Below are 912 nucleotides of genomic sequence, written 5' to 3' on the forward strand. Positions count from 1 at the left end.
ATGAGCTGCTTCTGGAACGATAATTTCAGTTCTTCCAAAATCTTCACGTGCTTCGTGATAGGCTTTGATCATCGCAACACCGGCGAATTCACCTTGTGCACCGGCCATAGGGCTTAGTGATACACCCGCCATACCCGTCACTTCTTTAAGTACTTCCTGAAGCTCATAGACACATGACAAGTAACCTTGGCTATGCGACTCAGGCGCTAAAGGGTGACGAGATATAAAACCCGGCAAACTCGCTGCACGCTGCGCACCTTTTGGGTTGTACTTCATCGTACAAGAGCCCAAGGGATAGAACTGAGTATCTATCGAGAAATTCTTGCGAGACAAGTTAGTAAAGTGTCTCACAGTTTGTAATTCAGATACCTCTGGCATAAGCGCCGGCTTTTGACGTAGCAATTCCTGAGGAATCGTGGTCGCCTGGCTATCGGCTTTAGGAGGTAATTGCGCCGAAGCTGTTCTGCCCTGACTACCGTTTTCAAAAATCAACATTAGGCTTCTCCTCCTGCTAGCGCCCGGCTTAACGCGTTAGCGAATAAGTCCAGGTCGGCATCATTTTTCACTTCAGTCACACACACTAGAATACAGTTCTTCAAAGCATCAAAGTGTTGCTCAAGACCATAGCCCGCTAACACGCCCTGCTCAGCCATGCTTTCAAGTACTGCATCAGCATCGTTATCGACCTGTACAACCAGTTCATGGAAGAAGGCTTCGCCATTCAGCACTGACACTCCGTCAATTGCTTCAAGCTTAGCGCGCAATTTTTGAGTATTTTGATGACAAGCCATCGCTACCTGAGAAAGGCCCTTGTAGCCCATCAAAGACATATAAATCGTTGCTGCTGTAACCGCCAAGCCTTGGTTGGTACATATATTGGAAGTCGCTTTAGAACGGCGAATATGCTGCTCG

The 912-nt window shown here is 47.6% G+C and carries 2 pseudogenes; both read right to left on the bottom strand.

Features of this window, described 5'->3' with window-relative positions:
• Window positions 1-495, bottom strand: a pseudogene (locus tag A3756_RS25350) (aminomethyl-transferring glycine dehydrogenase subunit GcvPB); the annotation flags it as partial.
• Window positions 495-912: pseudogene (locus tag A3756_RS25355) on the bottom strand (glycine dehydrogenase); the annotation flags it as partial. The pseudogenes A3756_RS25350 and A3756_RS25355, both read right to left, overlap by 1 nt.

This window comes from Oleiphilus sp. HI0086 (assembly GCF_001635225.1).